This is a genomic window from Streptomyces sp. NPDC090499, assembly GCF_044769305.1.
Taxonomy (GTDB): Bacteria; Actinomycetota; Actinomycetes; order Streptomycetales; family Streptomycetaceae; genus Streptomyces.
The window spans coordinates 616,061-642,750 of record NZ_JBIVXP010000005.1 but is presented as its reverse complement, the minus strand read 5'-3'; the positions used below and the strand labels follow the sequence as shown (position 1 = coordinate 642,750).

26 protein-coding genes are annotated in these 26,690 nt (G+C 68.1%); 18 read left to right on the top strand and 8 right to left on the bottom strand.

The window, feature by feature from the left end; all coding sequences use genetic code 11:
- Nucleotides 1-234: 234 nt before the first annotated feature.
- Both ACIQVL_RS22190 and ACIQVL_RS22185 read left to right on the top strand, forming a co-directional pair.
- The gene (locus ACIQVL_RS22190; protein ID WP_403436926.1) at nucleotides 235-867 is read left to right on the top strand and encodes a TetR/AcrR family transcriptional regulator; all 633 of its coding nucleotides are present in this window, start codon (nucleotides 235-237) and stop codon (nucleotides 865-867) included.
- A 402-nt stretch (nucleotides 868-1,269) separates the two neighbouring features.
- The gene (locus tag ACIQVL_RS22185) at nucleotides 1,270-2,223 is read left to right on the top strand and encodes a helix-turn-helix domain-containing protein (protein ID WP_403476144.1); all 954 of its coding nucleotides are present in this window, start codon (nucleotides 1,270-1,272) and stop codon (nucleotides 2,221-2,223) included.
- Here ACIQVL_RS22185 and ACIQVL_RS22180 read toward each other — a convergent pair.
- The 5 genes from ACIQVL_RS22180 to ACIQVL_RS22160 all read right to left on the bottom strand — a co-directional run bounded on the left by ACIQVL_RS22180 (nucleotide 2,202) and on the right by ACIQVL_RS22160 (nucleotide 7,256).
- Nucleotides 2,202-3,455, bottom strand: coding sequence for an acyl-CoA dehydrogenase family protein (locus tag ACIQVL_RS22180; protein ID WP_403476143.1), 1,254 nt, complete (start codon nucleotides 3,453-3,455; stop codon nucleotides 2,202-2,204). The genes ACIQVL_RS22185 and ACIQVL_RS22180 overlap by 22 nt on opposite strands.
- 294 nt (nucleotides 3,456-3,749) lie before the next feature.
- Complete coding sequence (locus ACIQVL_RS22175; protein WP_403436930.1) at nucleotides 3,750-4,178, bottom strand: hypothetical protein; 429 nt, start codon at nucleotides 4,176-4,178, stop codon at nucleotides 3,750-3,752.
- Entirely contained in the window at nucleotides 4,175-5,254 is a 1,080-nt protein-coding gene (locus ACIQVL_RS22170) for a phosphotransferase family protein (RefSeq protein ID WP_403436931.1), read from the bottom strand. Before ACIQVL_RS22170 ends, ACIQVL_RS22175 begins: the two co-directional genes overlap by 4 nt.
- Entirely contained in the window at nucleotides 5,238-6,344 is a 1,107-nt protein-coding gene (locus tag ACIQVL_RS22165) for a hypothetical protein (RefSeq protein ID WP_403476142.1), read from the bottom strand. Before ACIQVL_RS22165 ends, ACIQVL_RS22170 begins: the two co-directional genes overlap by 17 nt.
- A gap of 114 nt (nucleotides 6,345-6,458) precedes the next feature.
- A complete protein-coding gene (locus ACIQVL_RS22160; RefSeq protein WP_403436933.1) occupies nucleotides 6,459-7,256 on the bottom strand; it encodes an IclR family transcriptional regulator in 798 nt (265 codons plus the stop codon).
- An 81-nt stretch (nucleotides 7,257-7,337) separates the two neighbouring features.
- On the opposite strand from ACIQVL_RS22160, the gene ACIQVL_RS22155 reads away from it, so the two are divergent.
- Genes ACIQVL_RS22155 through ACIQVL_RS22110 form a run of 10 tightly spaced genes read left to right on the top strand, consistent with a single transcriptional unit; the run spans nucleotide 7,338 to nucleotide 17,263 of the window.
- Entirely contained in the window at nucleotides 7,338-8,576 is a 1,239-nt protein-coding gene (locus ACIQVL_RS22155; RefSeq protein WP_403436934.1) for an FAD-dependent oxidoreductase, read from the top strand.
- Nucleotides 8,573-9,514, top strand: a complete 942-nt coding sequence (locus ACIQVL_RS22150; protein ID WP_403476141.1) for an SDR family NAD(P)-dependent oxidoreductase — start codon at nucleotides 8,573-8,575, stop codon at nucleotides 9,512-9,514. Before ACIQVL_RS22155 ends, ACIQVL_RS22150 begins: the two co-directional genes overlap by 4 nt.
- A 4-nt stretch (nucleotides 9,515-9,518) precedes the next feature.
- Nucleotides 9,519-10,529, top strand: coding sequence for an NAD(P)/FAD-dependent oxidoreductase (locus ACIQVL_RS22145; RefSeq protein ID WP_403436936.1), 1,011 nt, complete (start codon nucleotides 9,519-9,521; stop codon nucleotides 10,527-10,529).
- Between the two features lies 1 nt (nucleotide 10,530).
- Nucleotides 10,531-10,863 (top strand): indolepyruvate ferredoxin oxidoreductase subunit alpha, encoded by a 333-nt coding sequence (locus ACIQVL_RS22140; RefSeq protein ID WP_403436937.1) that lies wholly within the window; start codon nucleotides 10,531-10,533, stop codon nucleotides 10,861-10,863.
- The gene (locus ACIQVL_RS22135) at nucleotides 10,860-12,281 is read left to right on the top strand and encodes an aldehyde dehydrogenase family protein (protein ID WP_403436939.1); all 1,422 of its coding nucleotides are present in this window, start codon (nucleotides 10,860-10,862) and stop codon (nucleotides 12,279-12,281) included. Before ACIQVL_RS22140 ends, ACIQVL_RS22135 begins: the two co-directional genes overlap by 4 nt.
- Nucleotides 12,282-12,295: 14 nt before the next feature.
- Nucleotides 12,296-13,396 carry an alcohol dehydrogenase catalytic domain-containing protein gene (locus ACIQVL_RS22130; RefSeq protein ID WP_403436941.1) on the top strand — a complete coding sequence of 367 codons (1,101 nt, stop codon included), beginning with the start codon at nucleotides 12,296-12,298 and terminating at the stop codon, nucleotides 13,394-13,396.
- Between the two features lie 9 nt (nucleotides 13,397-13,405).
- Nucleotides 13,406-13,618 (top strand): ferredoxin, encoded by a 213-nt coding sequence (locus ACIQVL_RS22125; RefSeq protein ID WP_403436942.1) that lies wholly within the window; start codon nucleotides 13,406-13,408, stop codon nucleotides 13,616-13,618.
- A gap of 19 nt (nucleotides 13,619-13,637) precedes the next feature.
- Nucleotides 13,638-14,819 (top strand): homogentisate 1,2-dioxygenase, encoded by a 1,182-nt coding sequence (locus ACIQVL_RS22120; protein ID WP_403436943.1) that lies wholly within the window; start codon nucleotides 13,638-13,640, stop codon nucleotides 14,817-14,819.
- Nucleotides 14,806-15,948 (top strand): hypothetical protein, encoded by a 1,143-nt coding sequence (locus ACIQVL_RS22115; protein WP_403476140.1) that lies wholly within the window; start codon nucleotides 14,806-14,808, stop codon nucleotides 15,946-15,948. Before ACIQVL_RS22120 ends, ACIQVL_RS22115 begins: the two co-directional genes overlap by 14 nt.
- Nucleotides 15,949-15,985: 37 nt before the next feature.
- Complete coding sequence (locus ACIQVL_RS22110) at nucleotides 15,986-17,263, top strand: cytochrome P450 (RefSeq protein WP_403436946.1); 1,278 nt, start codon at nucleotides 15,986-15,988, stop codon at nucleotides 17,261-17,263.
- A gap of 193 nt (nucleotides 17,264-17,456) precedes the next feature.
- Here ACIQVL_RS22110 and ACIQVL_RS22105 read toward each other — a convergent pair whose 3' ends face one another.
- A complete protein-coding gene (locus ACIQVL_RS22105; RefSeq protein WP_403436947.1) occupies nucleotides 17,457-17,681 on the bottom strand; it encodes a hypothetical protein in 225 nt (74 codons plus the stop codon).
- A 78-nt stretch (nucleotides 17,682-17,759) separates the two neighbouring features.
- On the opposite strand from ACIQVL_RS22105, the gene ACIQVL_RS22100 reads away from it, so the two are divergent.
- Nucleotides 17,760-17,942, top strand: a complete 183-nt coding sequence (locus ACIQVL_RS22100; RefSeq protein WP_403436948.1) for a hypothetical protein — start codon at nucleotides 17,760-17,762, stop codon at nucleotides 17,940-17,942.
- Between the two features lie 253 nt (nucleotides 17,943-18,195).
- Here the strand turns inward: ACIQVL_RS22100 and ACIQVL_RS22095 are convergent, their stop codons facing one another.
- Nucleotides 18,196-20,490, bottom strand: a complete 2,295-nt coding sequence (locus ACIQVL_RS22095) for an ATP-binding protein (protein WP_403437080.1) — start codon at nucleotides 20,488-20,490, stop codon at nucleotides 18,196-18,198.
- Nucleotides 20,491-21,129: 639 nt separating this feature from the next.
- Here ACIQVL_RS22095 and ACIQVL_RS22090 point away from each other — a divergent pair.
- Entirely contained in the window at nucleotides 21,130-21,444 is a 315-nt protein-coding gene (locus tag ACIQVL_RS22090; RefSeq protein ID WP_403436949.1) for a group II intron maturase-specific domain-containing protein, read from the top strand.
- Here the strand turns inward: ACIQVL_RS22090 and ACIQVL_RS22085 are convergent.
- Nucleotides 21,434-21,838, bottom strand: coding sequence for a hypothetical protein (locus tag ACIQVL_RS22085; RefSeq protein WP_403436950.1), 405 nt, complete (start codon nucleotides 21,836-21,838; stop codon nucleotides 21,434-21,436). The genes ACIQVL_RS22090 and ACIQVL_RS22085 overlap by 11 nt on opposite strands.
- A 370-nt stretch (nucleotides 21,839-22,208) precedes the next feature.
- Between ACIQVL_RS22085 and ACIQVL_RS22080 the strand changes: the two genes are divergently transcribed.
- The 4 genes from ACIQVL_RS22080 (at nucleotide 22,209) to ACIQVL_RS22065 (ending at nucleotide 26,664) form a co-directional block, all read left to right on the top strand.
- Nucleotides 22,209-23,177, top strand: coding sequence for a ribosome-inactivating family protein (locus ACIQVL_RS22080; RefSeq protein ID WP_403436951.1), 969 nt, complete (start codon nucleotides 22,209-22,211; stop codon nucleotides 23,175-23,177).
- 45 nt (nucleotides 23,178-23,222) lie between these two features.
- The gene (locus ACIQVL_RS22075; RefSeq protein ID WP_403436953.1) at nucleotides 23,223-24,902 is read left to right on the top strand and encodes a LamG domain-containing protein; all 1,680 of its coding nucleotides are present in this window, start codon (nucleotides 23,223-23,225) and stop codon (nucleotides 24,900-24,902) included.
- 483 nt (nucleotides 24,903-25,385) lie between these two features.
- Nucleotides 25,386-26,300, top strand: coding sequence for a transposase (locus tag ACIQVL_RS22070; protein WP_403476139.1), 915 nt, complete (start codon nucleotides 25,386-25,388; stop codon nucleotides 26,298-26,300).
- A 64-nt stretch (nucleotides 26,301-26,364) separates the two neighbouring features.
- On the top strand, nucleotides 26,365-26,664 hold the full coding sequence (locus ACIQVL_RS22065; RefSeq protein ID WP_403476138.1) for a transposase: 300 nt from the start codon (nucleotides 26,365-26,367) through the stop codon (nucleotides 26,662-26,664).
- The last annotated feature ends 26 nt before the right edge of the window (nucleotides 26,665-26,690 follow it).

Genomic DNA, 26,690 nt, shown 5'->3' with positions numbered 1-26,690 from the left:
CAATCGCACAGGTCAACACACTGCGCGGTCGGGACCGTACACTTTTTTTGCCACTTGGCAAATACTTCGCGCAGCGATCGTGTCGAGAATTTCGTCATGGAGGGCTCCCGAGCACTGAAGTGGACGAGTCACCGGAGGACTTTCACGTGGCAGGCCGGTGATCGACGGCCACCACCTCTAAATCGGCCTTCACCTGCGAGTCGTCACCGGGAGCCCACCCTTAGGGTGACGGGCATGGAAGACGGACACGTCGCGACACGCCAGCCGAAATCAGCCAAGGGTCGTGCTCGCCGAGCGCAGATCGTCCAGGCAGCTTCTGCCCTGTTCGGCTCTCGGGGCTACCGGGCGGTAACTCTGCGCGACATCGCAGAGGCGGCAGGGATCTCGCACCAGAATCTGCTCTACTACTTCCCCACCAAGGACGAGCTGCTCCAGGCGGTCCTCGAGGAGCGGGACGCGGCCACGTCTCATCTGTTCGACGACGTGAAGAGCCTTGCCGAGTGGATAGCGATCGCCCTGCAGGTCTCCCGTGCGAACGCCGAGGCCCCCGGCCTCCTGGCCTCGTTCACGATCACCACCGCGGAGGCGACGGATCCCGAACACCCTGCGCATCAGTACTACCAAAACCGTTACGAGCTTTTCGAGTCTCACGTGGCGCCTCTGTTCGAGGCGGCGCGGCGCGCGGGCTCCGTCCGGGCGGACATCGACCCCAGGATGGCGACCCGTCTCCTGCTCGCCATTCAGGACGGTTTGCAACTCCAGTGGCTGTTCGACAAGTCCGCGGTCGACATGCACGGCATGCTGGCTCACGCACTACAGCTGTTCCAACCGTACGACGAAGCCGGTGGCGACGGCCCACAGAACTGAACCGGCCGGCTCGACGTGACGCCTCCGCAGCCACTCGACCGCCAGAAGGGGAAGGGACACGCCGCGCTCGTCGGGCGGCGGATGAGCTACTGAAAGCGCTGAAGCCGCAGCACCCCGCCCGGGCAGACGAAGGCAGCTCCCAGCTGAGCCACGGCAGGAGAGTCGGCGATTTCCGGAAGTTTCGCATTGCCGGAATCACGTCGCCCTTCCAGTAGAGCCTCGCCCTCCCGGCGAAGCCGCAGCCCCCGACGTCGGTGCCCCCGAAACCGTGGCCTGCGCTCGGGTTGAACTCGTAGTCGCCGAACCAGCCCCGGCCGAGCGCGGCGCAAGGGTGAGCGTTTGGAAACGAAGGTTTACCCGGCACGCGATTCCCGGTGACAGCCGGCCCGCATCCTGGCCGGTATGCAGGTGTGGGACATCACCGAGCGGCCCGCTCGGGAACAGTTCGGTTTCTGGCGTGAGGTCATCTGCGAGGCGTTCGTGCCACTCGCGCCGACCCGGACGAACCATGAGCCGGGATTCGCGGCACGCGTGGAGGCCCACGCGCTGGGGGACATCAATCGGGCACGCATCCGTTCCCAACCGCAGCTGACCGCGCACGGCCCACGCGAGGTCAGGCGCTCCCAAGGCGAGTTCTTCTTCGTGAACCTCCAGCTCGCCGGGCGGTGCGCGGTGCGTCACGGCCGCGAGGAATCGGTCGTCGCCCCAGGCGAGTTCACGGTGCTCGACACGACAGAGCCCTACTACCTCAGCTTCGACACCGAATGGCGCATGCTGTCGTTCCGGCTTCCGCACCGGCAGCTGGACACACGGCTGTCCACCGCGCACCGGGCAGCGGGACTCGGCCGGGCCATCGACGGAACCTCGGGCGTGGGCGGTGTGGTGACGGCCATGATGACATCGTTGTGGCAGGTGGACGGCTCCACCCCGACGCGGGCGCTCGTAGATCTCGAGCAGTCCTACCTGTCGGTTGTCGCCGCCGCACTCGCCGTCGGGACCTCCCTCGACGATGAAGATCTGTACGCGGGTACCCGCACGGCGATCCTGCGGTTCGTGGCGGCCAACCTCGGCGATCCGGCCCTCTCCGTCGGCATGGTGTGCCGCAGGTTCGCCATTTCGCCGCGCCTGCTCCACCGGTTGTTCCAGGAGGAGGGCCGGTCCTTCGCGAGCACGGTGCGGTCGATGCGGCTGGGCCACTGCGCGAGGGTCCTCGCGGACCCTCGCGAGACCGCCACGATCACCGAGACGGCGGCCCGCTACGGGTACACCGACCCGGCCGCCTTCAGCCGCGCCTTCCGGCGCGAGTACGGTGTCTCGCCGCGGGAGGTCCGGGCCTACGGCGCTGTGCCGAGGTAGGTCGCCGACGGGTCGTACGACGCATCGCTGAGCATCGTGTGCAGCTGCCGGCGTCGGACACCGAGGTTGCCGCCGTCGAACAGCGGGTAGACCAGGGCGTCCTGGAGGATCTCGGCGAGCGGATTGCCGTGATGGTAGCTCTCGATGCCGACAACGCGCATCAGGTCCGTGATGACCCGTACAGCCGTCTCCGAACCGAAGATCTTGGCGTGCAGGGCCAGTTCCGCCGCCGCCGGATTCTGGGTGTCCAGTGCGTGACAGGCCTTCCAGCAGAGGTACCGCACCGCTTCCATGGCCGACTTGGCGTCCGCGAGCGCGTAGCCGACGGCCTGGTGCTCGATGATCGGCACCGCGCCCGCTCGGCGTTCCCGCTTGGCGAAGTCCAGGGTGAACTCGAACGCCGCCCGCATCTTGGCCAGGGCGAAGACCCCTACCAGTGCGGCAGTCGGGACGAAGCCTTCGGCCACGATCTGACGGCCTGCTCCCGGGCCTCCAAGGATGTTGCCCTTGGGTACGCGCACGTCCCGCAGCGTGATCATCGGGGTCTGATGGGCCCGGTGACCGAGCAGGTCGAGGCTGGTATCGAGCGTGAGCCCCTGCACGGGGCCGGGCACGAGAATGACGGACAATGCCTCGCTGGGCGGCGCGTCCGCGCTCGTCCGGCAGACGACCGCCAGCAGGTCCGGACCGGTGCCCTCCCAGCCGCCGGCGCTGGAGACCCATCTCTTCGAACCGTTGATGACCCATTCATCGCCGTCGAGCACGGCCGTGGTGCGGACGCCCTCGGCGGGGGCCGGGGCGTCGTAGTTCGCGCTGCCTCCCGGCTCGCTGAAGGCGAAGGCGGCGAGCGGCACCCCGGAGGGGTCGAGGAACCGGCCGAAGTGCTCCCGCATCTGCTCAGGGCTTCCTGCGGCCATGAGCGGCGTGAGCCCGAGTGTCACCGCGAACAGCGTGAGCGCGACGCTGGATTCGACCGCGATGAACTCCTCGGCGACCAGGGCGAAGTCGAGCATCCCCTGGCACTCGCCGCCGACCGGTGCCGGAAGGATCCGTCGCAGCCAGCCCTCGGCGACCACCTGCTCGTAGACCGGCCGGGTCGCCTTCCAGCGTTCCTCCGGGTTGCTCAGGTGCCGGGTGCCGGGGCCGACCTCGGCAAGCGCCTTGTGCGCGAAGTTCCGTGCGTCCTGCCTGAGGTGCAGTTGCTCGGTAGTCAGGGTGAAATCAATGGCCATAAGGGTCTCCTCGTCAGCACGGTGCGCCTGGGACATCAGCTTGGACGGAGACGGCAGGCAGTGTCTGTGCCGTTGGTGCCCTCTCGCCGTGCACTTCGTGCACGCCCACTGGGACCGTGCCTGGATCGGCGGCCCGGGCCCAGGGAGCCGGCACACACCGTCAGATGGCCCAGGCCGGAGGACTTCGCAGCGCCCCAGGGCACCGCACAGGTCCAGCCTCGGCGCCAGGAGATCCACGCGGCGCCGGCTCTGTGAGCGCCGTGCCCCCCGCCGGCGCGGGCACACGGGTCCGTCTCACCAGGTCGGATCCATCAACACCTGTCGGGACACGTCCTCGTAGAGCAACGCCCGCAATTCGCCGACTGCCTTGCCGGATTGGGGACCTGCCTGCTCCAGGACTGCCACAGCCGCCCGACGCTGCAGGCCGAGGCACTGCTCCAGATACGAGAGCCGGAAGTGCTCCCATGACCAGCGTGAGGACAGCTCGGCCAGAGCCGGCACTCCCTCCGGTCCGCCGGGCGCCGCCGGGCCCACGAGGGCCTCGTAGCGGGCGAGCATCGTGAGCCGGTCGGTCACTGACCGGTCGAATTGCTCGCCGACCACGGTCAATACGGCACGGCACCGTGCCAGATCACGCCTCATGGCTTCGTCACCCGTCATGTCCTCATGCCGTTCGAGGATCCGGCAGACGGCGGCCAGAGCCAACTCCACGGACGGCGTCATGACGTCACCCACCCCAATTGCTCGAGCATCCACCGCTCTTCGCGTCCCAGGTTCTTCCAGCCGAACAGTCCGAACACCAGGTCGTCCGTGGCACCGGAGACGAACTGTCCGACCCCCGACATCCAGATCGCATTGGCCTTGACGTGGCTGAACAACCTCCACCAGGCCAGCGCGGCCGGGTCCGGTTTCCGTTCCGCCGAGGCCGCCCATGCCGCCGTAGCCTCGGACTCGGTCAGTACACCGCCCACCAGATCAGGGGCCGAGCGCGGTCTCCACGCGGGAGCCAGCGCCCAGGCGAGATCCTCCAACGGGTCCCCGACGTGCGCCATCTCCCAGTCGACGACCCCTGTAAGGCCGTCGCCGGTGAACAGGATGTTGCCGATCCTGTAGTCCCCGTGGACGAGCGCGAGACGGCGGGGAGGAGGCGGAGGGTTGCGTTCCAGGTGGCGTACGACCATGTCCGTCACCGGGCGGGACAGCCCGGAGCCAGCGATGATGGCCGCCCAGTGGCGGAGCTCGGTGAGGGCAGGGGGCTCGGCATCGGGCATCCGGACGCGTCCGCGCAGCGCGTCCACGTCGGGTTCGTGGCGCGCGAGACTCCCTGCCATCCCCAGGGCATCGGAGACGATCCGGCGACGGACACCCGCGTACTCCGCGCGCTGCAGGTCCAGGAGCCGTGCCCGGCCTTCGATACGGCTCATGACGAAGTACGACATTCCGAGGCCCGGATCCTGAACCACTTCGAGCACGACCTCGGGGACGGGCACCGCCGTGCGCTCCCGCACATAGGAGTACACCGCCACCTCGGCGTCGCTGTCGCTGTCGAGGAGTGCCGCGAGGGCGTCCAGCCGCATGATCAGGGGCACCGAGGCGCGATGTCCGCCCGGGCCTCTGACCACCGCGTCGAACGCCCACATCTCCCGGGACGCTCCGCCGACCACCCGGCTCGCCGACCCCACGCTCACGGACTCGGCGCCGAGCGCGAGTGCCAGCCTGCGGTGAAAGCCGGCGTCACGCAGCACGAACTCCCGCACGCCCACGGGAGTCCGCTCGGCCGCCTCAGTCGAGGAACCCATAGCCGGGGATTCCCTCGCGACACATGTCGTACAGGAGCGGGTTGCGGCACTCCAGGATGCCCACGGTCCGCTCGCCGTCACAGGTGGCGGTGACCAGCCTGTCCTCGAAACCCCCGATCCGCTCCCGGGTTTTGGGGTCGCCCAGGTCGTAGGTCTCACCGCCTGTGACGTCGTCGCCCACGTAGGAACCCTGGAAGTAGTTCTCCTCCGGCGTGCCTCCGCCGACGCCGAAGTACATGGCGCACCGCAGATAGGCGACCAGATCGCCGATCGGTTCGTACTGGATCTCGCACACGCTTCCGTCAGGCATCCGGTTCCTGATGACGCCGCCGAGGAGATGCTTCGTCTCGGGGTCGAACTTCATGCGGTAGTCGAAGGGTTCGAGAAGCTGGGCGCCCGGCCGATCGTCACCGAGGTTGAACAGGATCCGGCGGTCCCAGACGGACCAGTCGGCGAACTCCACCCACTGCCCTACGTGGGTACGGGTACGCGGCGGTCCCACGACGTGGCCGCCGACGCCGTCCCGAACTCCCCAGTGGTGGTCGCGGCTTCCGGTGGTGGTCGCGGGCGAGAGGGTGAAGGTCCGCTCGCCGCGCCTCACCGTTCCCTCGATGCGGCCGAAGGACTCATAGCCGACCATCTCCGGGGACAGTCGGCCGTGGCTGTTGGTGTTCATCTCGTTGACGGCCATGCGGTGGAACACGGCCCGCTTCGTGTCGTGCCAGCGGACGTCGACAGTCAGGTCCTCGTCGTTGTCGTCGAGCCTCAGGCGCCACTGCCGGAAGGGCTCGATGATCTCGGCCTGCAACGGGCCCGTCCGCATCACCGTGCGGTCGTCGCCCAGCAGACGGTGGGCTCGCACCGTGGTGTGCCGGCCGTCGTGGACGAAGATCGCGTAGGCATCCGCGGTGCCCAAATTCGGGTAGTAGCCGAAGCCCATGACCAACAGGAACTGCTGGGCCTCGTCCTGAGCCGTGAACCAGTACCGCTCGTACGCGCGGGGATCAGATGTCGCCACAATCCGAACCGGCTGCGGGAACTGATGGATCGGGTACTCGTCAAGGGCGCTCAGAGGACTGTGCTCGTTCATGCATCTCCTTTGACGCAGCGTCACGGCGATGCATGAACGTTATGTTCGCGTCCGCGCACTCCCGGCAGCCCGGACGGAATGTTCCGCTGTCCGGGACAGCGGTCGGGAACGGTGTCAGGCCCCGGACGGTTTCCCGCGTGACGTGCCACGTGCCGCGGCGATGGAGGCGACGGTGTCGAGCAACTGGCGCAGGATCTCCGCGTGTTGGCCTCGCGGGATACGGCTCGTCGGCGCCGCGATCGTCAAAGCGGCGAGCGTCGGGACGGCACGCCCCGCGACGGGCACGGCCAGCCCGTGCACGCCGACGGCGCTCTCCTCGTAGTTGGCCGCCCAACCTCTCTGACGGATCGCCTGAAGCTCGACTACGAGTTCGTCCCAGTCGCTGATCGTGCGGTCGGTCAGCTTGGGGAGCCGACCGCGGAACCGCTCTCTCAGAGCCTCCTCCGTCTCCTGGGAAAGGAGCATTTTCCCGCCCGCGGTGGCGTTGGCCGGTAGCAGCTCGCCGATCGATCCTCCGACACGGAGCGACTGCGGAGCCTCCACCACTTCCAGGACCCGCGCGTACGGTCCTTCGAGGATCAGGAGCTTGACGGTCTCCCCTGTACGCTCGGCCAGCTTCGCCATCGGCTGACTGGCACGTCGCCGGACATCGAAGTCACCGAGTACGGACAGCCCGGCCCGCACCAGCGCCCGGCCCGGGTGGTAACGCCGGTGCACGGGATCCCGTACGACGAAGTCCTCCGCGACCAGCGTCATCAGCAGGCGATGCGCCGTCGATTTCCCTACGCCCAGCTCACGGCTGACCTCGGTCACCGTGATGCTGTGGCGCGCCTGCAACAGCTTGATGATCCTCAGCGCATTGGTGGCGGAGTCCAGTGCGTAAGGGTTCCGTTTCGCCTGTGTTTCCCTCACAGCGGAACAGTGACACGGATCCGAACGGCCCGGCAATCCCCCGTCCTACGGTGACTTTTCGTCATCACGAGAGGGATTCCAGTGACCGAAATCGACGTTGAGGTCGCCATCGTCGGCGCGGGTCCGGTGGGGCTCACCGCCGCCCTCGCCCTGTCCCGCAGCGGCGTCTCCGTTGTCGTGCTGGAGCAGCAGACCGGGCCGGGGACCTTCTGGCGGGCGTCCACCTTCCACCCGCCGACCCTGGATGTCGCCGACGCCCTGGGCATCGTCGAGCCCATGCTCGCGCAGGGCCTCCGAGCGCCCTACTACCAGATGCGCGACTACAGGTCCGGCCCCGTGGCACGCTTCGACCTGGGCGTGCTCGCCGACGAGACCGCCTGGCCTTTCCGCCTCCAGCTGGAGCAGTACAAGTACGCGGCGATCGTCGCCGGGAAGCTGGCCGAGTATCCGTCAGCCGAGGTCGCCTACGGGCGGCGCCTGACCGGTCTGGTCCAGACGGACGATCATGTCGAGCTGGAGATCAACGGTTCCGACCGGCTCACATCACGCTGGCTCATCGCCGGTGACGGATCGGCGAGCACGGTCCGTGAACTGGCGGGCATCGGCTTCGAGGGCTACTCGTACCCGACGCGCCGTCTCCTGGTGAGCACGGACACAGCCCTCGACGAGATCGTTCCCGACCTGGACCGCGTGAACTACGTCTACGCGCCCGTCGGTGCCGGCATGGTCCTGCGGATCCCGGACGTCTGGCGGGTCATGTTCAGCCTGCCCGGAGACGTCGACGACGAGACGGCGGCGACCGAGGAGTACTACGCGGTTCGCGTCAAGGAACTGCTCGGCGTCACGGTGTCGGTCCTGACGACGCAGGTCTACCACGTGCACCAGCGGGTGGCCGACGGGCTCAAGAAGGGCCGGGTCCTGCTCGCCGGCGACGCGGCCCACGTCAACAGCCCCACCGGGGGCATGGGCCTCAACAGCGGCATCCATGACGCCGTGGACCTGGCTGCCACGTTCACGGCCGCCCGCGACAACGCACACCGCGCTCTGGAGAGCTGGTCCACCCGCCGACGGACCGCCGCTGTGACCGAGATCCAGCGCATCACCCACCGCAACACCGTCGACCTCGGCGAGTCCGACGAGGCCGCACGACTCAGGAAGCAGGACGAGATGCGAGCAGTCGCAGCCGATCCGGACCGAGCCAAGGAGTGGCTGATGGAGTCCTCGATGATCAACAGCGTGCGCCGCCTGCCCATCGGCGTGCCGCGGGTCGCCCCGCACAGCCGGGTCTTCGCGGCCGAGCTCGCCGGGGGTGCTCGATGACCAAGCGGCTCGACGGACGCGTCGTCATCGTCACGGGGGCCGGACGCGGCATCGGCAAGGAGTACGCACTGCTGGCGGCCGCACAGGGCGCCAAGGTCGTGGTGAACGACCTTGGTGCCAGCCTCGACGGGGCCACCATCGGCCAGAGCCCCGCGGACGAGGTGGTCGAGGAGATCCGCAGCGCCGGTGGTGTCGCGGTCGCGGACGGCAACGACGTCTCCAGCTGGGACGGCTCCAAGGCGCTGATCGACCGGGCCCTCGACGAGTTCGGTGACCTGCACGTCCTCGTCAACAACGCGGGCATCATGCGCGACCGGATGCTGTTCAACATGAGCGTCGAGGAGTGGGACGCCGTCATCGCGGTCAACCTCCGGGGCCACTTCTGCCCGACGCGCCACGCGGCCGAGTACTGGAGGGGGCAGTCCAAGGCGGGCAGGAACGCCGACCGGGTCGTCATCGCCACCAGCAGCGTCAGCGGACTGCACGGCTCCGTCGGCCAGGCCAACTACGGCACCGCCAAGGCCGGCATCGCCACCTTCGCGCAGCTCGTCGACCGCGAGCTGAACGAGCGCTACGGCGTCCGCAGCTACGCGATCGCGCCGGGGGCCCGCACCCGGCTCACCCTCTCCACGCCGCACGCGGCCAAGACTGTGGGCCTTCAGGCGCCCGAAGGCGAGTGGGACGCGAAGTCGCCGGCCAACGTGGCGCCGTTCGTGATCTGGCTGGCGGCCGAGGGCTGCCCCATGCCGTCCGGGAACGTCTTCGGCGTGGCCGGCGGACGCGTCGACCTGTACCACGCGTGGCGCAAGGCGGTCACCATCGACGGCGAGCACCGCTGGACGCTCGACGAACTCGACGAGGCCGCCAAGGAGCTCATCGCGGGCGTCGGCGGCCGTTCCACGACTGTCGTGGAGAGCGCCACGAAGGCGGGGGCGTGATCAGGTGAACGGTTTCGACCGGACGGCCGTTGAGTCCGCGCACTGGGACGTCCTCATCGTCGGCGCGGGTCCGGTCGGGCTGTACGCCAGTTACTACGCGGGCTTCAGAGGCCTGTCAGCCGTCATTTTGGACTCGCTGAGCGAGGTAGGCGGCCAGATATCGGCCATGTATCCCGAGAAGTACCTGTACGACATCGCAGGCTTTCCCCAGATCCGCGGCCGCGATCTGATCAAGAGCCTGGACGAGCAGGCGGGCCGGTTCGACCATCCGGTGCTCCTCGGGCAGCAGGCAACCGCGCTGGACGGGGAACCCGGCGCGTTCGTCGTCACCACGAGCGAGGGCGTACGCATCCGCGCCAGGGCCGTACTGCTGACCAGTGGCATCGGCACCTTCACCCCGAGGACACCGCCCGCGGGCGCCGAGTACCTCGGCAGAGGAGTGTCGTACTTCGTCACCGACCCCGAGTCCCTGGCGGACCAGGACGTCGTGGTGCTCGGAGGCGGGGACAGCGCCGTCGACTGGGCCCTGATGCTGGAGTCCGTCGCACGGAAGGTGACGCTCGTCCACCGCCGCGACCAGTTCCGCGCCCACGGACACTCGGTGAAGCTGCTACACGAGTCCCGGGTCGAGATCCTCACCAGGGCACGGCTCATCGGGGTCCAGGGTGATGAGGCGCTCCGGGCGGTAGAGGTCGACCACGACGGCGGGACGAAGGTCCTGGACGCGGATCACGTGGTCTCGGCCCTGGGGTTCATCGCCGACCTCGGCCCGCTGCTCGACTGGCGCCTGGAGATGCGGGACCGGTACGTCGCCGTCGACCAGCGGATGGCGACCAGCCGCGACGGCGTCTACGCGGCCGGGGACCTCGCCGACTTCGACGGCAAGGTCCGTCTTCTGTCCGTCGGCTTCGGCGAGGCGGCGACCGCGGTCAACAACCTGGCCGTGCGCCTGGATCCGGCCCAGTCCCTCATGCCGGCGCACTCCTCCGACCAGGCTCCCCCAGAGGTGGCATGACATGACCTACTTCATCACCGACGCCTGTCTCGACGTCATGGACCAGTCCTGCGTCGAGGAATGCCCCGTCGACTGCATCTACGAGGGCGGCCGACGCGCGTACATCAATCCCGCCGCGTGCATCGACTGCGGCAACTGCCTGCAGGTCTGCCCGGTCGACGCGATCGGCAGGGACTCGGTCCTCGACGAGGCGACCCGGCATGCACTCGACGACAACGCCCGTTTCTTCACCGAGATCCTGCCGGGCCGCACCGAACCGCTGGGTAACCCGCGCGGTGCCCTGCACCTCGGGCCCGTAGGGGTCGACATCGCACGGATCGGGGCGGCACAGTGAAGAACACGGTCAACGGACGGCCCAGTGGCACGGGCCTCGGCGTCGACGTCCTCAACCCAGCGACGCTAGAAGTCGTCGACACGGTGAACGCCTGTAGACCTGAGGCCGTGGACGCCGCGTGCCGTGCCGCGCATGCCGCACTGCCCGTCTGGGCCGCATCGGACGAGGCACGCCAGGCAGCGCTGCGGGAGTGCCTAAAGGTCCTCGTCGACCACCACGACGAACTCGCCGTGCTGCTCAGCAAGGAACAGGGCAAGCCGCTGGCCCAGGCCCGCCAGGAACTGCTGGGCAGCGCCCGCATCCTCCAGTGGTACGCCGATGTCGAACTCCAGGAGTCGGTGCTGCGTGACACCCCGCGGGAGCGGATCGTGGCCCGGCGCCGCCCCATCGGGGTCGTCGGCCTCATCACCCCCTGGAACTTCCCGATCACGATCCTCGGCATGAAGCTGTGGGCAACGCTGCGGGCCGGCAACACCGTGGTGGTCAAACCGGCGCCCACCACCCCGCTCACCACGCTGCGGTACGCCGAACTGATCGCCTCCGTACTGCCCGCCGGAGTCGTGAACACGGTGACGGGTGAGGGCCTCGTCGGACAGATGCTGACTACGCACCCGCTCGTCGACAAGATCTCGTTCACGGGTTCCACCGCCACAGGCCGCTCGGTGATGGCGAACTCCGCCGAGACGCTCAAGCGCCTCACCCTGGAGCTGGGCGGCAACGACCCGGCGATCCTGCTCGATGACGCCGACCTCGACGCCGCGATCCCCGTTCTGGTGCGTGGCAGCTTCCACAACGCCGGACAGGTGTGCCAGGCCATCAAGCGGGTGTTCGTCCCCACCCGTCTCGTGGACGAGGTGGTCGAGCGCATGGTCACGGTCTCCGACTCGTACATGGTCGTCGGCTGCGGCCAGGACGAGGCGGTCACGGTCGGCCCCGTCAACAACCCGGCACAGCAGCGCTTCGTCCAGGACCTCGTCACCGACGCCGCCGAGCGGGGCGCCACGATCCACGAACTCGGGGCCGTCAAGTACGAGGGTCTCCCCGGCTACTTCGTACGTCCGGTCATCGTCACGGGGCTCGACGCCTCGGCCCCGCTGGTCACCGAGGAGCAGTTCGGGCCGGCGCTGCCGATCGTCGCCTACGACGACCTCGACGCACTCGTCGACGGCCTCAACGCGGACGAGTACGGACTCGACGCCTCGGTGTGGTCCGCCGACGAGGAGAAGGCACTCGGCATCGCGTCCCGGCTGCGCGTGGGCCAGGTCTACGTCAACTCCCATGCCGGTCCGCCGGATCCCGAGATCCCGTTCGGGGGTGTCAAGGGCAGCGGCTTCGGACGCGAACTGGGGCTGCGCGGCCTCGACGACGTGTCCGAACTCCAGGTGCTCAAGGTCGCACGGAACGGGGGACCGAGCTGATGCGTGCTTCGATCATGACTGCTCCCGGTGTGCTGACCCAGGTCGACGACGCCGAGGTCGAGCAGCCGCGGGACGGAGAGGTCCTCGTCAGGGTGCGCTGGTGCAGCGCCTGTCACTCCGATCTCCACGCACTCGACGGGGTCACGCCTGCGAAGGTCCCGGCGATCCTCGGTCATGAGGCCGCGGGCATCGTCGAGGCCGTCGGTGCGAGCGTCGACGATCTCGCGGTCGGCGACCGGGTCGTGCTCAGCATGGTCGGTCCCTGCGGGGAGTGCGCGTACTGCATGCGCGGAGTCCCCATGTCGTGCCCGAACAGCTTCGGTCGCGGCGGCGTCGCGGCGGACGGCGGCACCCGCATCGTGCACGGGGGCGAGCAAGTTTGGCGTGCACTGCGAGTCGGCGGTTTCTCCGAGTACACGGTGGTGCCGCGCAAGGCGGCGGTGCGGGTTCCGGCGGAACTGCCCCTGGATCTGGCGAGCGTCCTCGGCTGCTCGGTGCTGACCGGGTACGGCGCCGTCGTCAACATCGCGCAGGTCCAGCCCGGCGACTCCGTCGCCGTGATCGGACTCGGCGCCGTGGGCATCGCCGCCATACAGGCGGCCCGGATCGCGGGCGCCTCCCATATCGTCGGGGTCGATCCGCTCACGGAGCGCCGCGAGCTGGCGTTGAAGGTGGGTGCCACCGCGGTGTTCGCACCGGAGGACGCCACGGCCGACCTCGTGCGTCAGACCGTCGGCGAACTCCTTCCCGACGTCACGGTGGACACGGTCACCAAGCCGGTGACCACCCAACAGGCCGTCCGACTCGTGCGGCCGGGCGGCACGGTCGTGGTGATCGGCGTGACCCCGCCCGGTGAGCAACTCGCCCTCGACGCCATGGATGTCATTCTGTCGCAGAAGCGGTTGGCCGGCTGCTACCTCGGCAACTGCGTCCCCGAGCGGGACATCTCAATCCTCGTCGAGCTGTGGCGCGGCGGAAAGCTGGACCTCGACTCCATGGTCACCGGACGCCGTTCCCTGGACGAGCTCGGCCACGCCTTCGACGACCTGCGTGCCGGTATCGGCCTGCGCACCGCCGTGGAGGTGTCCCCCGTGACCACCCCCACCAGCAGCTGAGGAGGACACATGCAGATCGTCGCCGACAGGAACCGATGCTGTGGAACGGCCACCTGCGTGGCCGTGTCACCGCGCTATTTCGGACTCGACCCGTCCGACCGCCGCGTGCGGGTGCTCAGTGAGACGCCCACACCGGAGGACGTCGACGAGGTGGAGGAAGCGGTCGAGATGTGCCCGACGAGCGCGCTGGACCTCACCCAGCGCTCGCGCACTACCCCCTGAACTCGGAAGGTCTCCCCCAGTGCCGTATTTTCGAAGTCTTGGCGCCTTGCCCGCCAAGCGGCGCACCCTGTTCCCGAACGGTGAGTCGGGCTATTACTCCGAGGAGTTGGTCGGCGAGGAGGGCTTCAGCTCCGATCTCTCGCACGTCTACCACGTGCATCCGCCGACCGCGATCGTGAAGGCCGAGGGCATCGACCGGGAACCGGTCACGCTGGTCGACAACTGGCCTCTCCTACCGCGCCACTTCTTCACCAGCAAAGTGCCGACCGGCGACGACCTGGTCCTCGGCCGCACTCCCCTGCTGGTCAACGACGACGTCACCCTGGGTTTCGCCTCGGCGACCGAGCCCAGCGGATTGTTCCGCGACGCAGACGGCGACGAGTGCCTCTACCTCTACTCCGGCTCGGCGACCCTGCTGTCGATGTTCGGCCCGCTGGAAGTCAGGGCCGGGGACTACGTAGTGATCCCCGCCGGTGTGATCCACCAGTGGATTCCGGGCGCGGACGGCGTCAGCGCACTGACCATCGAGAGCAGGGGCCACATCAAGCCTCCCGCCCGCTACCTGTCCAAGGCGGGCCAGTTCCTGGAAATGGCGCCGTACCGCGAGCGCGACCTGCGTGGTCCGCAGAGCCTCGACGAACCCCGCGAAGGCGAGGCCGATGTCGTCATCAGGCGAGCAGGCCGACTCACTCGCCTGACGTACCGTCACCACCCGTTCGACGTGGTCGGCTGGAACGGGTGCGTCTACCCGTACGCCTTCTCCATCCACGACTTCGAACCCGTCGTCGGGCGCATTCACCAGCCCCCGCCGGTGCACCAGACCTTCGAAGGGCCCGGGTTCGTGCTCTGCTCGTTCGTGCCACGTCTGTCGGACTATGATCCGGCGGCCGTCGGCGGGCCCGCCAACCACATGAACATCGACTCCGACGAGGTCATGTTCTACGCCGGTGGGGACTACACCGCTCGGTCGGGCTCCGGCATCGGCCCGGGCTCGGTCTCCCTGCACCCCCTCGGGTGGACGCACGGACCGCAGAAGCAGCCGGACGGCAGGCGAACACCGGGAGCGATGCTCGACGAACTCGCCGTCATGATCGACACGTTCGCACCGCTCAGGCTGAGTTCCGCGGCCGTCGAAGCCGAGGACCAGGACTACTTCGCCAGCTGGGACCGGGGCCAGGGAGGTGACCGTGAACACGCTTGAGCGAGACCTGCTCGCGATCCCGCAGGACTTCACCGGCGGGCGCATCGACATCGCCTCGGGCGTGGCCCGGATGAGCGCCACACTCTGGGCCACCCGCTGGCGCGACACGAGCGCGCGTCAGGACACCGCGGTGGTGATCGTCCACCCGACGTCCAACTTCATGGGCCACTACGCGCTCGAACTCCTCGCCGCGAGGGGCGTCGCGGCGATCGGCATGGCCACGCGCTACGCCGGCAACGACAGCACTCTGATCACGGAGAACTGTCTGCTGGACATCGCGGCCGTCATCGGCTACCTCAAGCGCGAACTTGGTTACGCCAAGGTGCTCCTGATCGGCAACTCGGGCGGCGGGTCTCTCGCCGCGCTCTACCAGAGCCAGGCCGAGAACCCCACGATCACCAGCACGCCGGCCGGTGATCCCCCGGACCTCACCAAGGCCGACCTCCCCCCGGCCGACGGCCTGTGCCTGGCGATGGCCCACCCCGGGCGTGCCCGCGTCTACACCGACAGCCTCGATCCGTCGATCCGGGACGAGTCGAACGCGTTGAGCCGCTGCCCCGAGCTGGACATGTTCCGTGCCGAGAACGGACCGCCGTACAGCGAGGATTTCGTCACCCGGTACCGGGCCGCGCAGGAGGCGCGCAACCGGCGCATCACCGCCTGGGTTCGCCAGCAATTGGCAGTCCTCGCCACGGAACCCGACGGTCCGGACGACCTCCCGTTCGTGGTACACGGAACCGCCGCCGACCCACGCTTCCTCGATCTCTCCCTCGATCCGAGCGACCGGGTGCCGAACACCATCCTCGGCGACCCCTGGAAGACGAACTTCCTGCCCGCGCGGCTGGGCCACTACAGCAGTCTGCGCTCCTGGCTGAGCCAGTGGAGCATCGACGACAGCCGCTCGGACGCGGTGGCCGAACTGGCACACGTGTCGGTGCCCGTCCAAATCATCTACGGGACCGCCGACAACGCGGTCTTCCCGAGCCACGCCCAGGCGATGTACAGAGCTATCGGCCACGAAAGGCGCGAACTGATCACGCTCAAGGGCGCCGACCACTACTTCCGTACCCGCCCCGACCTGCGGGACGAGATGTGCGACCACATCACCCGCTGGGCCGTCTCCCTCTGACTCGCCCGTCGTCAGACCAACCCCTACGGAGAACGCCATGTCAGCCAAGGAAGCCCCCGAGATCCGGGACATCGACGTCTCAGCCGCGAACTTGGAGGCGAGTGCCTGCCCCTGGGCCACACACGCGAAGCTCCGTGAGCGCGGGCCCGTCGTCAAGTACCCCACGCCTACCGGACATTCGCAGTACGCGGTGACCCGCTACGAGGACGTGGTCGCCGCACTGCAGGATCCGCGGTTCGCCAAGGACTCACGGCACATGGCGGAGCTCTTCCCGGCAGGCGGGGCGACCGCCCAGCAGTCCGGCTTCGTCCTCTCCGGGGCCTCGTCCCGGCATCTGCTGAACACCGACCCGCCGGACCACACCCGGCTGCGCCGTCTCGTGTCGAGGGCGTTCACACCGCGGCGCGTCGCCTCCCTGCGACCCCGCATCCAGGAGATCGTCGACGGCCTGCTGGACGACCTCGCGCGCAGCGAAGCCCCGGACCTCATCGGTGACTTCGCCTTCGCGCTGAGCATCACCGTCATCTGCGAACTGCTGGGGGTGCCGGCCGAGCACCGTGCCGACTTCCGGACCTGGTCGGTGGCCGCGACGACCCCAGCCGGCGACGACCCGTCCGCCATCCAGGAGGCCGGCCGCAGGCTCAACGAATTCCTCACGGACCACATCGCCACCAAGCGCGCCGATCTGGCCGGCCACACCGACCCACGTACGGCGCCCGACGTCCTCTCAGCCATGATCATTTCGCGTGACGCGGACGACGGCCTGAGCGACTCCGAACTCGTGGGCATGGCGTTCCTGCTGCTCATCGCGGGACACGAGACGACCGTCGGCCTCATCGGAAGCATGGCCCTCGGGCTGTGGCGCCATCAGGACCAGCGACGTCTCCTCCTCGACGACCCGGGCCTGATCGACTCGGCCGTCGAGGAGTTCCTGCGCTTCGAGGGCGCCGTGCAGCGCTCCACGTTCCGTGTCGCCACGGAAGATGTGGAGATCGCCGACACCCGCATCCCGAAGGGCAGCATGGTGACGATGCTCATCGGCTCGGCCAACCACGACCCCGACCACTTCGACAACCCGGACGAGCTCAACATCACCCGCGATCCCGACCGCCATGTCGCCTTCGGCCAGGGCATCCACTTTTGCCTGGGAGCGCCACTGGCGCGGGCCGAGGCGGCGATCGCCATCAGCACACTCCTCAAGCGGTTCCCGACGTACTCGGTGACCGCCCCTGACGACGAACTGACCTACCAGCCGACGGTGATCCGGGCACTGGCCGCGCTACCGGTCGAACTGGAGCCCAAAGACTTCGAGTAGACGGAGGGATGATGCCTTCGTCACGGCACGGCGTGAGATCGAGCGCGAGTTCTGGCGTGAGATCGCCAAGAGGCTCCTGAGCGAGGAGGCCGCTGCTGTGGTCGGTGTGTCCTCGGCAGCCGGAATCCGGTGGTTCCGGCAGGGCGGGGGCCCGCCGTCGTTCGATCTTGCTCCATTCGCGGGGCGGTATCTGTCATGTCATGAGTGTGCAGAGATAGCTTTGCTGCGGGCCAGGAAGCCGGTGTTGCGACGACTGGTTGAATCCGCTCTGGGCGCCCTGATCCGTGTACATGACCGCGCCAGCCAGACTGCCACGGGTACGCTCGGCGGCCCCCAGAGCGTCGACGACGAGTTCGGCGCGCGTGTCGTCGGCGATCGCCCATCCGGCCAGCCGACGTGAGCACAAGTCGATGACCATCCCCAGTAGAGGGGCTTCGCCCCGCTCACCGGCAAGTAGGTCATGTCCCCAACGTACTTGGTGTTCACCATCTCGACGGTGAAGTCACGTCCGATCAGGTCGGCCGCCTTCACCACGGCTGGGTCGGCGATCGTGGTGCGGTGCCCTGCGGCGCAGGCGCTGGCCGCCGAGCCCGACCTGGCGGATGACGCGGGCGCTGTGCATCTGGTTGACAGGCTCGCGGTCCTCGCCGAGCCCGGCGGTGATCCTGGGGCGCCGTAACTGCCGTCCGACTCGGTGTGGACCCCGCGTACCCGTGCCGCGAGGCGGTCGTCGGCGGCCTGGCGGGCGGCCCGCGCCGAGGCCGTCTTGCGCCAGTAGGAGAAGCTGGAGCGGACAATCCCGACGATGGTGCACAGCCGCTTCACGCCTTGCGACGCTGATGATCCTCAACGAACCGGCAGCGGTTCACCAGCGCGTCTCCCCGGCGGGATACCAACACCGCGCGGGGGCCAGGTGATGTTACGGGGTTGTCCTACGGGGCGGGCGCCAGGTTCGCTGTCCACCAAGATGCGATCTGGGTGCGAGAGCCGAAACCCAGTTTGGCCAAGATGTTCGCGACGTGACGGTCGACCGTGCGAGGGGAGCGGTCGAGCGCCGACCCGATTTGTCGGTTACTCAGGCCGCTGGCCACGAGCTCGGCTACGTCGCGCTCCCGGCGAGTCAGCCGGCACGGGGTGGCGGCGGGCGCGACCGCCCCAACGGTGTCGGCACGGGTGCCGGTGGGAGTGTTCAGGGCGAAGACGATAGCCTGTCCGGGGCTGCCGTGCGGGCCGCCTTCCGCGCGTGCCTGCGCGTACGAGGTCCGGCCCAGGGCGGCGACGATCTCCTCCTCACAGCGCGCGTGCTGCACGGCCAGCCGGGGTTCGGACGCGGTGATGTTGGTGCCGGCGTCCCTCCACAGGGTGTCCGCCGCGCCCAGCAGCCGGGCGGCCTGTTGGTGCTCGCCCGCGGCGGCTGTGGCGAGGGCTAGCACCTCCAGCATTTTCGCGATGGCCGCGCAGTCGTTGAAACCGCTCATGTTCTCCAGCGCGGCTCGCACGAATTCGCTGGTCTTCTTCCGGTCACCGCGTTGCCAGGCGTTGAAGCCCAGCGCGAGCAGCACCTGCGCGCGACCCCACCGCTCCCCGTTCGCCTCGGAGGCGTCGAGCAGTTGTCTGCCCGACTCTGCCGCGCGCGGGTCCCCGACATAGGCCTGAGTGCAGGCCAGCGCGAGCAGCCAACCACCCGCCCCGCGCTCGTCGCCCAGCGCGGTCAGGGCGGCCTCCGCCTCCTCGTACCGGCGAAGGGCCTCCCCCACCTGCCCTCGATAGTGCGCCAACACACCGCGGAAGCCCGACGCGTTGGCCAGTGCGGTCGGGTCGCCCACCTGCTCGCTGAGCGCGACTGCCTCATCCAGCCACCGATCGGCCGTTGCAACATCGCCCTGCGACAGCGCCGACCAGGCGGCACCCACCAGGGCCCGGGCTCGGGCCGGTGTGGGCTCGGGCGCCACCGCGAGGGCCTGCTCGAACTGACGACGCCCCTCACCGAGGAAGCCACCGACTGTCCAGTGAATACGCAACACGGTAACCAGTGTGAGTCTGGCCTGGGGGTCGGGGTCGCAGCTCAGGGCCGCCAACAGGTTGCCGTGCTCGGCACGCAGCCGAGCCAGGCTCTCCACCTGGCCGACACCGAACCAGTGCTTGTCGACGCGCTCAGCGAGGGCGATAAAGAAGTCGCGGTGCCGCCGCAGCAGCCTCTCCTCCTCACCGGACTCGGCTAGCCGTTCCCGCCCGTACTGCCGAATGGTCTCCAGCAGCCGGTAGCGCGGCAGGCCCTCGGCCTCGCAGGTCAGCACCACCGACTGGGCGATGAGCCGGTCCAAGAGGTCTAGTACCTCGCGCACCGCGATACCCTCGCCCGCGCAGACGTCCTCGGCCGCGTCCAAGCTGAACGTCCCCGTGAAGACCGACAGACGGTTCCACATCAGCCGCTCGGCGGGAGTGCACAGCTCCCAGCTCCAGTCGACGAGCGCGCGCAGCGTGCGCTGGCGCGGTGGAGCGGTCCGGCAGCCGGCGGTGAGCAGAGTGAACCTGTCCGCCAGCCGGTCCGCGGCCTGCTCGACGGTGAGGGCACGCAGCCGCGTCGCTGCCAGCTCGATCGCCAGCGGCAGCCCGTCCAGGTCGGCGCAGAGCCGCAGGGCCTGCGCGCGGTTCGCATCAGTGACTCGGAAATCAGGCCGTACGGCGGCCGCCCTGGCCTGCAACAGTTCGACCGCCTCGTCCGGAGCCAGCGGCGGCACGAGGAAGACCCGCTCACCGATGATGTCCAGGGTCTCCCGGCTGGTCGCCAGCATGTGCAGCCTCGAAGCGGCTGACAAGAGCGTTCTCGCCAGCTCGGCGCAGGCACCGATCAGATGCTCACAGTTGTCCAGTACGATTAGCGCGCGCCGCCCTACCAGATATCCCGCGAGCTGCTCCAGGACCGGCCGAGTGCCCAGATCAGGCACCCCCAGCGCAGCCGCCACCGCGTCAGCGACCCCCGACGGCAGCCCAACGGCGGCCAGATCGACCACCCACACACCATCGGTGAAGGGGCCATCGGACGTCGCCGCTACCTCCAGGGCGAGCCGAGTCTTGCCCACGCCGCCCACCCCAGTCAGCGTCACCAGCCGAGCCTTGCCCAGCGCATCACGAAGCTCGGCGACCTCCCGCTCCCGGCCCACGAAAGGAGCCAGGGCCGCAGGCAGGTTACCCGCGTGGGACATTACACCGGACACGACAATCATGTTCAAATACCTATCTTGTAGGCGCCACGTCGAAGCACCCTCCGCTCGGCGTGGCCACGCGATACGCCGAAGTTGCCAGAGCGGCGCTGGTGCGCTCTACCACGGGCCAGTGGGCGAAGTGAAGGGACTGGGATGGTGGACACCCAAAACGATCCGTCATCTCACGGCGCATAACGGGTACGATTGACAGTACCCTAGTACCCGATTTCTTATCAATCCTATGTGAGCCACTATTACTGGTGCTCGAGAACGGTGCGACGACCCAGTGGGCGGCGCGCGCTTTCACGTGATCCGTCGACTACTGGTGTTCCCGATTCTGGAGGCGGACGCCGATTGCGGGTGAGGCCTGCCAAACGAGCGAGGTAACTGGCTTCCTCTATCCGTTCATGCGGTCGGTTCGCCTCAAGCGGGGTGCCGGATCGGGTGAGTTGACCGGTACTGAGGCAGGAGGAAGGATCTCTTGACAGCTCGCGGGTGTCGAGTCCAACGAGTCACAGGAGGCCCTGTCGTCGAAGTGTCACGTTGTCGCGGTGGCCGGGTCCAGTCCGTCCACTCTCGGATGCGATTGTCTCGCTCACAGGTTCGGGAACGCGGCCGACCGGCCGGAGCGCCGGCCTCGGTACGGCTCGGACATGAGCGATGGCGAGTGGGCCCTCGTGCGGGATCGGGTGCCGATGCCAGGATGGCTGGCGGGCCGGGGTGGGCGGCCGGAGGGCTACTGCCACCCGAGATGATCGACGCGGAGCGCCACCTCGTCGACAGCGGCACCAAGTGGCGGGGTGCGACACGACGCTGTATGGAGCCAACGCCGGAGGACTTTTGAGGAAGCTCACACCGATTACTCGCGGTTGGGCTGCCTACTACCGGACGGTGGTGTCATCCAAAACCTTCAACGATCTGGATAACTCATGTGGGTGCTCACCTACAAGTGGGCCAAGCATGCTTACCCGCTGAAGTCGAAGGACTGGATCGTCAAACGGTACTTCGGCCAGTTCAACAAGGTCAGACAAGACAGGACCGATGGGTATTCGGTGGCCGCGCGAGCGGCGCCAACCTCGTCAAGTTCCGCTGGACCGGGATTGTCCGGCACACCCTGGTGATGGGATCGGCATCCCTCGATGACCCATTCCTGACCGAGTACTGGGAGAACCGCCACCGACGGAAGATGCCGCCACCCACAGACAAGGTCCCTGCCCCCTTTTTCGACCGGCATTGATCGCTGGAGCCGCATCCGGATTCGGCCGGTGACCTCGATGCCCTCGGTCAGCTCGCTGGTGTAGACCAGCACGTCCGCGCGCTCCTCGGCCACACGCTGGTCGAACGCGCCGACCGGGAAGTCGCCCTTCATGACGAGGGCGCCACCGCGGGTGATGACCGGTCAGCGGGGTCGTAGACGTAGCTGTCGGGCTTCGTCAGTGGTCGGCGGGTTTGGTGAGTCCGCCGTCGGCGCGCAGGGCTTCGGCTCGTGCGCGCAGATCGCGTTGTGGTGGTCGAGGACACAGACACCTGGCGCGCGGTAGATCCCCCCGTACCCAGCTCGCGGTGGCACGCCCGTACCTACCCAATTCGTGAGGGCCCCGGTACCCAGTGGCCGGGCCTGACTACCCATGCCCGGACCCCGCCCATCGGTACAAGTGCGTATCGCGGGGGCGCGGGCCGCGCGGAGATGCTCCGTCCGTCAGCAAGCGATGTGTTCACACCGCTGTGGAAGGAAGAGCATGCGAAGAAACAATCTGGCCGGGCCGTGGCGTCCCCGGACGACGGTCTCCATCCTGGCCGCCGTCATCCTGGCACTGATCGCCACCCTGGTCGGCCCCCTCGGAGGGCAGCCCGCCCTCGCCAACGACGGCAACCCCATGTTCCGGGTCGGGAGCGACGACGGCACCGGTTACGTCAACTTCATCAACGCCGTCCGTGCGCGGATCAACGACGGCGAGAGCACCGTGGTCCCGGGTGCCGGGACCTCCTACCAGGTGAACCACACCGACCCCAGTCTGGACCCGAACAATCCGAACTGGCCGCGGGAGCGCGACCGCCACCTCGCGTACATGCAGGTGGACATCCAGATGTGGGGCAGCCCGAACTTCGTGCGCCTTCAGCTGCGGCGGGCGGACCTGTACCTCATCGGCTGGTGGGACCGCAACAACAGCTACCACTACATGGGCAACCGTGCCGTCCCGCAGGCGGAGCGCGAGCGCATGGACCACGGCAGCATGCGCAACGCCCACGACATCCGACGTACCTCGTTCGACGAGAACTACATCAGCCTGCAGACCCACGCCGACCAGAACCGCTCGTACATGGCGATCAGCCGCGACTCCATCAGCTCCGCCGCCTGGTACCTCTTCGACTCCAACAACGACCAGAACATGGCGCGTGGAGTGCTGAGGATGACCCAGTTCCTCTCGGAAGCCGCCCGGCAGCGGCCCCTGAGGGACAACATCGCCATGGTCATGGGCAATAACGACGTCTACCACATCGATCCGGGATTCGTCTCGCAGGAGAACAACTGGGCCACGCTGAGCGGCCGCTTCAACTGGCTCCTCGGCTTTGACAGCAGCTACCGCGACCCCCATCCGCTCACCGCCTACCGCCGCGACGCGTGGGGCGCCGCCGTGACCATCGTCCTCTACAGCGCGGTCCAGTACGCGCAGTACGTCCTGAGCACCTCCAAAGGCCGCAAGTAACCGTCCCGCGGACAGCCACGCAGAGCTTGAAAGGAACGAAAGACCATGCGAAGAAGACACCCGGCCGGCGCTCTCGTCGCCGCCCTGGCGGTGGCGACGGTCGCCGGTACGGCCCTGACGACCGCCGCTCCCGCGCAGGCCGCCGGTACCGACGGCCTGCTCCTGCGCTACGAACTGAACGAGACCTCCGGCAACGTCGCGCACGACTCCTCCGGCAACAACCATGACGGCACGGTCAACGGCACGGCGGACTGGAAAGGTGCGGAGGGACTGGCCTTCAACGGCTCCAACACCTACGTCAAGGTGCCGAACAACATCATGGCCGGCCTGAACTCGATCACGGTCGACTTCGACACGTGGATCGACCCGACCATGGGCAAGCCGTACTTCCTCTACGGGTTCGGCAACACCAGTGGCTCCAACGGGAACGGCTACCTGTTCGGCACGGGGAACAACTTCCGGACTTCGCTCTCGATGACCGACTACACCGCCGAGCAGAACATCCAACCCTCCGGTGCCCCCTACCAGTTGGCGCGCGGAATGTGGAAGCACGTGACGTACACGCAGACCGGCACGACCGGCATCCTGTACGAGAACGGTGTGGAGAAGGTACGCAACACCAGTGTGACGATCACGCCGGGCGCGATAGGCGCTGGTACGACGACGGCCGACTACATAGGCCGCTCCCTCTACGCCAACGACCTCTACTTCAAGGGCCGGATCAGGGACTTCCGTGTCTACGACCGGGCGCTGCCTCCCGACGAGGTGCGCACTGTGGCGAACGAGAACGAGGAGGAGTGGGAGCAGGTGCGGGCCCTGGCCAGCTACAACCAGGCGATCGCGGTCTTCCAGGACCCCACCGTCGGCCCCGTCATCGTCTTCCCGTCCGACTACACCGGCGCCCTCGACAACCTCCCGAAGCCGCCGGACTGGACCGACCAGTACGGCCAGACCCCCACCTCCTGGCCCACTCCCACGATCGCCAAGAGCCCGCAGTTCACGGTCGGCGAGATCGCCACCATTGAGGACGCGGTCATGACTGCCGTACAGCCAGCGGACGGCAGCACCAACTACCGTCTCAAGGTCACCTACGACGGCATGCGCGACCGGATGGTGGCGGTGACCGACGCCCCGGCATCGGTCACCGGCCCGCTGGTGGCCCAGTACCCCGACCAGTTGGTAATCGAGAGCGGCGCCGCGACGCCCGGCAAGTGCGCGCCGCACGAGACCACCCTCGCCAAGTCGCTGGCCACGAGCGCCACACCGGCGGGCGGCACGGGCGATGTCACGACGGAACGCCAGTGGAAGCAGGTGCAGGCCCTGGCGGACTACAACTGCGCGCTCACCGCGTTTGACGATCCCCACATCGGTCCCGTCATCATCTTCCCGAACGACTACACGGGCAGTCTCGACGACCTGCCGAAGCCTCCCGGCTGGACCGACGACGGACAGATCCCGGCGTCTTGGCCCACTCCCACAACGGCCAAGAGCCCCCAGTTCACGGTCGCCCAGATCCAGGACATCCAGACCGACGCCGTACAGCGGATCGCGGGCGCGGGCGACCACACCACCAGCTACGGAGTGATGGTCAGCTACGACGGAATGAACGACCGGGTGGTCGTGGAGACCGACGCCCCCGCCTCGGTCACCGACCCGCTCCTGACCGCCCACCCGAATCAGGTGGTGATCAAGCCGGCCACCACACCCACCTTCAGCGACAACTAGTACTCCGGCAGCGATTCGCTATCTGGCCTGGTCAGACACCGCCTCGGAGCGTGACGGGCTGATGACGTGTCAGGGACGGTCTTGGCCACCGTCCCTGACACGCCTTTGCCAGCCGTTCTTGCGGCAACACGGGCACCAGCGGGCCGCGGACATAGTCCCGCATCCGCCACCGCAGGTCCGCCCGCCCCAACCGGCCCGCCACCCGTGCGAAGACGGACTCCAACTCCGCATGCCAGCGCTCGAATTCAGCAATCCCCTCCACGACCGGACAACGAGAAGAGCTAGGGGCAATGCCGTGACTCTGTTGGTGATCTTGCGCGGGGTGCTGACGGGAGGGCCGTGGGGTGCTTCGCTGAGCATGTGCGGGGTGACCTCGGGTTCTGGGGTGTGGGTGCGGTGTCGTTACGGCCGAGGAATTTTCAGCGGATTCCGGTGAGGACGGTGAGGACAGCGCGGGCGGCGTGTCCGAAGGGCACTCCGGCGATGCTCATCCGGGACCGGCTCGATGTCCTGTTCGGGGACGAGGAGTTCGTCGGGCTGTATCCCGACGATGGCAGGCCGAGGATATCGCCCGGGCAGCTGGCGCTGGTGTCGGTGCTGCAGTTCGCGGAGAACCTGTCCGACCGGGCGGCGGCGGACGCTGTCCGCACCAGGATCGACTGGAAGTACGCTCTGGGGCTTGAGCTGGAGGATCCGGGGTTCGATCACTCCGTGTTGTGCGAGTTTAGGGCCCGGCTGGCTGAACAGGACGGCGCCGCTGACCGACTGCTGCAGGTGATGCTGGAGCGTCTGGTGGAGGCCGGTCTGCTCAAGGCCGGGGGCCGGCAGCGTACGGACGCCACACATGTGCTGGCCGCGGTGCGCCGCCTCAGCCGCCTGGAGCTGGTCGGGGAGACACTTCGGGCGGCGCTGGAAGAGCTGGCGGAGGCCGCTCCCACCTGGCTGGCACCGCTGATCGAGCCCGAGTGGGCCAAGCGGTACGGACGCCGGGTGGAGATCGGGAAGCTGCCGGGCGGGAAGACGGCCGTGACCGCCCGGGCCGAGGAGTTCGGCCGGGACGGACAGAAGATCCTCACCGCCGCCTGGACGGCCTGTGCCCCACCCCGCCTGCGGCTGCTTCCGCAAATGGAGATCCTGCGCCAGGTCTGGGTCCACCACTACTTCTGGGACGCGAACGAATTGCTGCGCTGGCGGGATGGCCACGCGCTGCCGCCCGCCTCGCTGCGGTTCGACTCCCCGTATGACACCGATGCGCACTACTGCGTCAAACGGGACACCGCCTGGAACGGATACCGAACACCTTTCACGGAAACCCGCGACGAAGAGCGCCCCGAGGTGGTGGTCCATGTCGCCACCACCATCTCCACCGTCCAGGACATCGAGCTGACCGACACCTGAAGCTTCCCCTTGATCGTGGACACCTGGAGACTGGAACCTGAGGTTCCAGAGGAAGTAGCACCAGGTGGGAAGCAAGTACACGAAGCGGTACACAGAGGAGTTCAAGCGGGACGCCATCGCGCTCATCGACTCCTCGGGCAAGACGGTCACCGCGGTGGCCCGGGAACTGGGCATCAGCTCAGAATCCCTGCGCGGCTGGTACCGCCAGGCCAAGGCCGACCGAGGCGGTGGCCAGGGCGGCGAGCTGACCAGCGCCGAGCGTGAGGAACTGCGGCGGCTACGCAAGGAGAACCGCGAACAGCAGCAGACGATCGAGGTCCTGAAAAAAGCGACCGCCTTCTTCGTCAAGGAGAACGACCGGTGAGCGAGTTGTGCCGGTTCATCCACGCG

What these genes read in the sequence shown, in the direction of transcription:
- ACIQVL_RS22180 (WP_403476143.1), bottom strand. Translation starts at nt 3,455, where the DNA reads ATGGCCATTGATTTCACCCTGACTACCGAGCAACTGCACCTCAGGCAG.
- ACIQVL_RS22080 (WP_403436951.1), top strand. Translation starts at nt 22,209, where the DNA reads ATGCGAAGAAACAATCTGGCCGGGCCGTGGCGTCCCCGGACGACGGTC.
- ACIQVL_RS22105 (WP_403436947.1), bottom strand. Translation starts at nt 17,681, where the DNA reads ATGGTCATCGACTTGTGCTCACGTCGGCTGGCCGGATGGGCGATCGCC.
- ACIQVL_RS22130 (WP_403436941.1), top strand. Translation starts at nt 12,296, where the DNA reads ATGACTGCTCCCGGTGTGCTGACCCAGGTCGACGACGCCGAGGTCGAG.
- ACIQVL_RS22140 (WP_403436937.1), top strand. Translation starts at nt 10,531, where the DNA reads ATGACCTACTTCATCACCGACGCCTGTCTCGACGTCATGGACCAGTCC.
- ACIQVL_RS22165 (WP_403476142.1), bottom strand. Translation starts at nt 6,344, where the DNA reads ATGAACGAGCACAGTCCTCTGAGCGCCCTTGACGAGTACCCGATCCAT.
- ACIQVL_RS22085 (WP_403436950.1), bottom strand. Translation starts at nt 21,838, where the DNA reads ATGAAGGGCGACTTCCCGGTCGGCGCGTTCGACCAGCGTGTGGCCGAG.
- ACIQVL_RS22150 (WP_403476141.1), top strand. Translation starts at nt 8,573, where the DNA reads ATGACCAAGCGGCTCGACGGACGCGTCGTCATCGTCACGGGGGCCGGA.
- ACIQVL_RS22190 (WP_403436926.1), top strand. Translation starts at nt 235, where the DNA reads ATGGAAGACGGACACGTCGCGACACGCCAGCCGAAATCAGCCAAGGGT.
- ACIQVL_RS22075 (WP_403436953.1), top strand. Translation starts at nt 23,223, where the DNA reads ATGCGAAGAAGACACCCGGCCGGCGCTCTCGTCGCCGCCCTGGCGGTG.
- ACIQVL_RS22170 (WP_403436931.1), bottom strand. Translation starts at nt 5,254, where the DNA reads ATGGGTTCCTCGACTGAGGCGGCCGAGCGGACTCCCGTGGGCGTGCGG.
- ACIQVL_RS22110 (WP_403436946.1), top strand. Translation starts at nt 15,986, where the DNA reads ATGTCAGCCAAGGAAGCCCCCGAGATCCGGGACATCGACGTCTCAGCC.
- ACIQVL_RS22175 (WP_403436930.1), bottom strand. Translation starts at nt 4,178, where the DNA reads ATGACGCCGTCCGTGGAGTTGGCTCTGGCCGCCGTCTGCCGGATCCTC.
- ACIQVL_RS22070 (WP_403476139.1), top strand. Translation starts at nt 25,386, where the DNA reads ATGCTCATCCGGGACCGGCTCGATGTCCTGTTCGGGGACGAGGAGTTC.
- ACIQVL_RS22090 (WP_403436949.1), top strand. Translation starts at nt 21,130, where the DNA reads ATGGCGAGTGGGCCCTCGTGCGGGATCGGGTGCCGATGCCAGGATGGC.
- ACIQVL_RS22095 (WP_403437080.1), bottom strand. Translation starts at nt 20,490, where the DNA reads ATGATTGTCGTGTCCGGTGTAATGTCCCACGCGGGTAACCTGCCTGCG.
- ACIQVL_RS22185 (WP_403476144.1), top strand. Translation starts at nt 1,270, where the DNA reads ATGCAGGTGTGGGACATCACCGAGCGGCCCGCTCGGGAACAGTTCGGT.
- ACIQVL_RS22125 (WP_403436942.1), top strand. Translation starts at nt 13,406, where the DNA reads ATGCAGATCGTCGCCGACAGGAACCGATGCTGTGGAACGGCCACCTGC.